The organism is Acidovorax sp. 35-64-16, assembly GCF_002281195.1.
In the GTDB taxonomy this organism is placed as follows: Bacteria; Pseudomonadota; Gammaproteobacteria; order Burkholderiales; family Burkholderiaceae_C; genus Acidovorax; species Acidovorax defluvii.
This window is the reverse complement of record NZ_NCFM01000034.1, coordinates 23529-30008: the sequence shown is the minus strand read 5'-3', so window position 1 is coordinate 30008 and position 6480 is coordinate 23529. Positions and strand designations below refer to the sequence as shown.

The window sequence follows — 6480 nt, the reverse complement described above, 5'->3', positions numbered from 1 at the left end:
ACGAGGGCAAGCCGGGATAAGGCCAGTTTTGACTCATAAGCCCTAAGGTTATTTAGTCAAAACCTTTAATGCGATTCCGTCGCTCAATCGCGAGGCTGAAGGCTCCCCAATGGTTGGATCAGTTCCACCCACCTTTGCAACGTAGAGATCGTTTGCAGAATCTCCGCAGTCGCATCGAAGGCTAGCTCCGGCAGACTCCCCTGGCTCGTTGAGACCGACAGCCCTGCGCCGTTGATCACGGCGTGGGCCATGCCGTGCAGCCGCATCAGGATGTCCCGGAGGCCATCCTGCCCTCGCGCACGCCCAACAATCCTGTCCAGCTCCTCGACCGCGCTCAGCAGCGCTGTGGTGTCGTAGCTGCTTTGCGCACGCGCCAGCGCAGCCCGGTCGAGCCGGCCGTGGGCCGTGACGATGGTGGCGTCTGGATCTCTCATGTCCCTGCTCCTTTTTGCCCGGCGCGCTGCGCCTCCGCGGCCGCAGCTCGCGCGCGCTTGGCCGCCTCCCGAAACTGCGACTCCTTGACCCAGGGCTCCGGCGGCCGTTTCAGGTCGAGGTGATAGTTGCCGAAACGCTTGATGCCCGAGGTCATGTACGGACTCAGGTATTCGACATCGGCCGCAGACACCGGCTCCCCGTCGGCGTACATCTCCTGCAAAACCCGCATCATGTCCACCGTGTTCTGCAGGATCACCGACGACGCCACCAGGTCGATGAAGCGCACCCGCTTCTGCTGCTCGTTGGGATCGTTCTCGTTGATCACGTCGCCCCCGAAGTCCAGCCACTTCGTGAATGCGTGGTACGACTCGATCTTGTTCGTCGTGGCACTGACCTCCTGGCGCATCTCTTTGCTGGAGATCCAGCGCAACAGATAGACGGTGCGCAGCACGCGGCCGAGCTCGCGAGCCGCAGCAAACAGCCGGTTGTGCCGCCCTTCCTGGCTGAGCTTGCGCAGCAGCATCGGCGAGGCGATCCGTCCGGCCTGGATCGAGATGGACACCTGCATGAGATCGCGCCAATGGTCGCGAATCAGCTTCCAGTCCACCACGTCGGTGAACAAACGGTCAACATGACGGTAGCGCGTACCTCTCTCTGGCCGATAGAAACGCAGGTCCTTCCAGTTCCGGATGCGAGGCATCAACTGGATGCCTGCCAAGTGCGTGAAGGCGAAGACCGTTTCCGACTGACCATGGGTGTCCGAATACACCGTGTCGGCCTGCACGCTCAGGCCCGCCTTCATCAGACCCTCGATGACATAGACCGCTTCGAGCACCCCTGGTGGTATGAAATGGCGGAACACCGCGATGTAGTTGTCGGCCACATGCCGATAAGCCACTGCCCCCATGCGCCGGTACCGGAAATGCATGCCTACCAGCAGATTCTGGTCGTAGAAATCGTACTGCGTGCCATCGGCCGCCACCCTCTTGCCCTCGCCCCATAGCTTGGGCAACTCGAGCCGCAGGTAAAGCTCGGTCAGATCCCGGCAGGCGTTGTCCAACTGGTCCAGGCTCATGTGCCGCTGGTTGGCATAGGACAGCTGGTGCGGTGTCACTCCATTGGACAGGTGGCGCGCTGCCTGGTTGGGCCCGAGGTTGCAGCCCATCGCGAACACGGTCAGCAAGTAGCGCTCGCGTCCGTTGCGAAGTTTGGGATCGTCGCCTGACTGCGGACCGAAATTCCGCGTAAATCCGGTCCAGTGCTCGATGTTGGCCAGAACATCCAGCAGGTTGCGCGGCACCGTGCGATTTTCGATAGCGGCGTGCAAAGCGATGGCTGACGCCGGCACTTCGCGCGCAACGACACGCCGCAAGGTCGGCTCGCCAGTGCTGCCGATCACCACGTCGCCTGCATGCTGCGGAAACTCTTCATCGACTTTTTCGGCCGTCTCGGTGAGCAGTTGCTTGAGACCGTCGACGAAGTCACCCGCGGTGGCTGGTATGCCGATCCGGTCGCAGTAAGTCGGCAGAAGCGCTTCGCACTCCTTCCATGGCAACAGCTGCGCGCGATAGTCGGCAAAGGATTCCGAGCCTTCGATGCACACATCGCCGGAGCGAAGATCGCCGCTCAGATAACTGAACACGCACACCTCCAGGTAGCGCCGGTTCGTCGGAGGGCCCAGGCCATGCGAACGGCGCACCAGCTTGCGCCAGCGCTCGGAGGCGAACGACAGCGTCAAGTCGTCTGTGATCCACTCGACCTTGCGGTGTTCATTGGCCAGCACGACTTCCAGGGCATCGAGCAGATTGCGGTCCTGGGTGGCTGCCTCGAAACGCAGCGCCTTCGCCATCCGGAACATCGCCGCGCGCCAGCTGCTAAAGGCCTTCCAGATCAACGGCAGGTGGTTGCCGCCGCTCCACACGCGAATTGCCTCGCAGTCCGTCCTCAGCTGACCGAGGTTGCCGTGCGGCGCAAGCAGTTCGCGCACGCGTTGCCCGGTACTGGCGTCATCCAGGTTTTCGGCGAGGATCTCCAGCACCTGCTCCAGCGTGGCCACCAGCTCCTCGCTCAGTTCGCGCTGGCGCGCCTGGATCACCTGCAGTTCCTCCTTGGCAGTTTTGTGAATGGCGCCGATGCGGCGAATGAACATCTCTGCCACGTCGTCGCGGGCTCTCACGCGCATCTGACGAACCAGTGCCAGGATCAGCGTGTAGCGCTTGGCGGGCAGCAAATCCTTCATGTCGCCCGCATCGAGCGCGGATGCCATGTCGGCCATGTGCTTGAGCTTGGTCGCCGGCACGCCGTCGAGCAGCGTGTCGCTGTCGGGCAAGGACTCCAGCCAGGTCAACTGGTCCAGCAGCAATTCCAGATGCTTGCGCGAGGCTTTTTTCGCAGACTTCTTGATCTGGTTGTACAGCGTGCGTCGGGCTGGAAGTTCGGCCATCAGCAGCCGATCAAGCCAGTTTCGCTGGGCCAGGGTCAGGCGTTGGGTGATCCGCTTGTGCAAGGCAGCCTCGGCGGTTGAATGCGCCTGCTCGGCTATTTCGTCGAGTGTTCGAAACACCGGCAGCTCGTAGCCCAGTCGCACCAACTCCTCGATCGTGATGTTGATGATGTCCGCGCGGGTCTCCACGATGCCGGCGGCGTCTTGGGCGATCCGGCTCGTCAGCTTCCTTGTTTGTTCATCGGTGTAGGGCTTGACACCGAGCAGTTCGCGTATCGCCTTGTGGTGGCGATACAGCGTGGCCAAGGACGCGAACTCGATCTTCTCGATCGGCGCCATGCCCAGGGTGGCGGAAACATGCTCGACGAGCTCGACAGGAATGACTTCGAGCGCCGGAAAGTGACGCAGGAACTCGAAGCATTTGAGCAGCACGAGCAAGGCCAGACGACGTTCCTGCGTCCGCGAATGCTGGTGGGCCCATTCGATCTCCTGGGGCCTCGGCGTGAACGACGACTGCAAATCCTTGAGCGTCAGCGTTCTAGGAAATCGAGGGTAAGCAGTACGTTCAATGCTCGCCATGGCGCAAAACTCCCACAAGGCAGGGTCGATCTGGACACGCAGCGTAGCCGATGGCGGTTACCGCGCACTGCGCCTCGGTGTCGCCCTTCTCTCAATTCGCCTCAGCCGCGCGCGGGGCCTTTCTCATATCGGCAGTCATGACCACCAGCGCGAGGCAGGCTGACAAACCCAGAATGGCGGAGAACCACAACGCTCCAGCGCCCCACCGTTCCACGGCGATGCCGAAAAGGAATGGCGCACTGGCTTGCACGATGCGCGCCGGCACCATCAGAAAACCTTGGCGCTGCCCGTAGCCATTGGCGCCGAAGATCAAGAGCGGAAGCGTCCCGATTGCGATGGTCAGGATACCGTTGCCCAAGCCGTGCAGCACAGCGAAGCCGGCGGCGGCCGAAGTACCGAACAGGCCGATGCAGAGCGCGCCCAGCGGATGAGCCAGCGTGGCTAAACGGGCCGACAACAGCGGATGCGCGCGCTTGAGAAAGGTGAACTCGATGACCCGGCCCACTACTTGGGCCGGTCCGACCAGGGCGGCGATACCCACCGCTGCGGCGAGTGTGGCGCCGCTGGCCAGCAGCAGCTGCGGCAAATGCGCAGCCATTGAGGTGCTGATGAACCAAGTCACGGCGAAGACGTAAGCCATCAGGACGGCGGCGCGGCGCTGTTGCGACACGGAAAGACCAAGTCCTTCTTCCTTGCCGGCGGCTGCCTGCGTGGAAGCCTCGGAATTGCCGGCGCGCGGCAGCAGGGCATTGAGCGGGATGCCGATGAGCAAGTGCAAGGTCGCCCATGAGACGCACGCCCCACGCCAGCCAACCGTTCCCTCCAGATAGGCAGACAAGGGCCATCCGATCGTGCTTGCAAAGCCGGCGAACAGGGTGATGCCAGTGATTGTTCGCCGCGCGTCGCGGCCGTGCAACCGCACCGCCGTCGCGAACGCCGCTTCGTAAAGTCCGCCGCCCATGGCAACGCCGATGACAGCCCACGCGATGAAAACGTGAGCCGCCTGCGTTGCCTGGCTCAAGCCCGCCAGCCCGGCCGCGAAGATCAGATTGCTGGCAATCAACACGGGGCGTCCGCCGAACCGATCGATGATTCGACCGGCATACGGCCCCACGCCCGCGGCGACAAGAAGCGCTACCGAAAAGGCACCGAAGACCATGGAGGTCGATATGCCGACATCTCGGCCCACAGCGCCTGCCAGCACCGCGAGAAGGTAGTACGAGGACGCCCAAGCCAAGGTCTGGGTCACGCCCAGCCTTACCGTTGTCATGCGACAGTGGCCAAACTAGATACTGCGCAGGTTGACTCGCTTCGACAGGGCTTCCGCACTCTCGCGGCGCTCGCTGTAGCGGTCGACCAGGTACTGAGCGCAATCGCGCGTGAGCAGCGTGAACTTCACCAGCTCTTCCATGACGTCGACCACGCGCTCGTAGTACGGTGAGGGTTTCATGCGGCCGTTCTCCTCGAATTCGAGGAAGGCCTTGGCCACCGACGACTGGTTGGGGATCGTGATCATGCGCATCCAGCGGCCGAGCACGCGCAGCTGGTTCACCGCGTTGAAGGACTGCGAGCCGCCCGACACCTCCATGACCGCGAGCGTCTTGCCCTGCGTGGGCCGAACGGAGCCCATTGCCAGCGGAATCCAATCGATCTGGGCTTTCATGATCCCGGTCATGGCGCCGTGACGTTCGGGCGAGGTCCAGACCATTCCCTCCGCCCACTGAGCGAGCTCGCGTAGCTCCACTACCTTGGGATGGTCGTCGGGTTCGGCGTCCGGCAACGGCAAGCCGCGAGGATCAAAGATCCGCGTCTCGGCGCCGAGCGCGCGAAGCAGTCGCGCTGCCTCCTCGGTCAGCAACCGGCTGTAGGACCGCTCGCGAACCGACCCATACAGCAACAGGATGCGCGGCGCATGGCTTGCGCGCTTTACCGACAGCAGCAGATCCGCATCGGGTTTTTCAAAGAGTTCAGGATCGACGTTCGGCAGTTCACGACTCATACCAACCCCGCGACGAGTTCACGACCTTCACCACTGCCAGCATGATCGGCACCTCAATCAGCACGCCGACCACGGTGGCCAGGGCCGCGCCCGAGTGAAAGCCGAACAGGCTGATGGCCGCGGCCACTGCCAGCTCGAAGAAATTGGACGCACCGATCAACGCAGACGGGCAGGCGATGCTGTGCTTCTCGCCGAGCTTTCGGTTGAGCCAGTAGGCCAGACCGGAATTCAGCACCACCTGGATCAGGATCGGCACCGCGAGCATGGCGATCACCAGCGGCTGCTTGATGATGGCTTCGCCCTGGAATGCGAACAGGAGAACGAGCGTCAGCAGGAGCGCCGCGATCGACCACGGGCCGATGCGATGCATGGCGCGTTCGAAAGCGGCCGGCCCGGCCTTCAGCAGTTGCTTCCTCAGCAGCTGCGCGAAGATCACCGGCAGCACGATGTAGAGCACCACCGACGTGATGAGCGTGTCCCACGGCACCGTGATGGCCGACAGGCCCAGCAGCAAGCCGACGATGGGGGCGAAGGCGAACACCATGATGGCGTCGTTCAAGGCGACCTGCGACAGCGTGAAGACAGGGTCGCCGCCTGTCAGACGGCTCCAGACGAACACCATCGCCGTGCAGGGTGCGGCAGCCAGCAGGATCAAGCCGGCCACGTAGCTGTCGAGTTGGTCGGCCGGTAGCGAACCGGCGAACACCTGGCGCACGAAGAACCATGCCAGGAAGGCCATGGAGAACGGCTTCACCGCCCAGTTGATGAACAGCGTCACGCCGATGCCGCGCCAGTGGTTTTTCACCTGTGCGAGGGCCGCAAAGTCGACCCGCAGCAGCATCGGGATGATCATCACCCAGATCAGCACGCCCACGGGGATGTTGACCTTGGCGACCTCGAGGCGGCCCACCGCCTGGAATGCCGCCGGGAACAGTTGCCCCAGCGCAATGCCGACGACGATGCAGAGGAAAACCCACACCGTCAGATAGCGCTCGAACACGCTCATGGGGGCCGCGCTGGCGCG

General features: G+C 63.1%; 5 protein-coding genes. All 5 read right to left on the bottom strand.

Going from position 1 to position 6480, the window contains the following annotated elements:
• Nucleotides 1-83: 83 nt before the first annotated feature.
• Complete coding sequence (tnpC, locus tag B7Y64_RS15660; protein WP_094097882.1) at nt 84-434, bottom strand: Tn3 family transposase post-transcriptional regulator TnpC; 351 nt, start codon at nt 432-434, stop codon at nt 84-86.
• Nucleotides 431-3457, bottom strand: a complete 3027-nt coding sequence (locus B7Y64_RS15655) for a Tn3 family transposase (RefSeq protein WP_094097881.1) — start codon at nt 3455-3457, stop codon at nt 431-433. The genes tnpC and B7Y64_RS15655 overlap by 4 nt, the downstream gene beginning before the upstream one ends.
• Nucleotides 3458-3548: 91 nt before the next feature.
• A complete protein-coding gene (locus B7Y64_RS15650) occupies nt 3549-4727 on the bottom strand; it encodes an MFS transporter (protein WP_094097880.1) in 1179 nt (392 codons plus the stop codon).
• 15 nt (nt 4728-4742) lie between these two features.
• Nucleotides 4743-5456, bottom strand: a complete 714-nt coding sequence (gene arsH, locus B7Y64_RS15645; protein ID WP_094097879.1) for an arsenical resistance protein ArsH — start codon at nt 5454-5456, stop codon at nt 4743-4745.
• On the bottom strand, nt 5446-6462 hold the full coding sequence (gene arsB, locus B7Y64_RS15640) for an ACR3 family arsenite efflux transporter (protein ID WP_094099122.1): 1017 nt from the start codon (nt 6460-6462) through the stop codon (nt 5446-5448). Before arsB ends, arsH begins: the two co-directional genes overlap by 11 nt.
• Between the last annotated feature and the right edge of the window lie 18 nt (nt 6463-6480).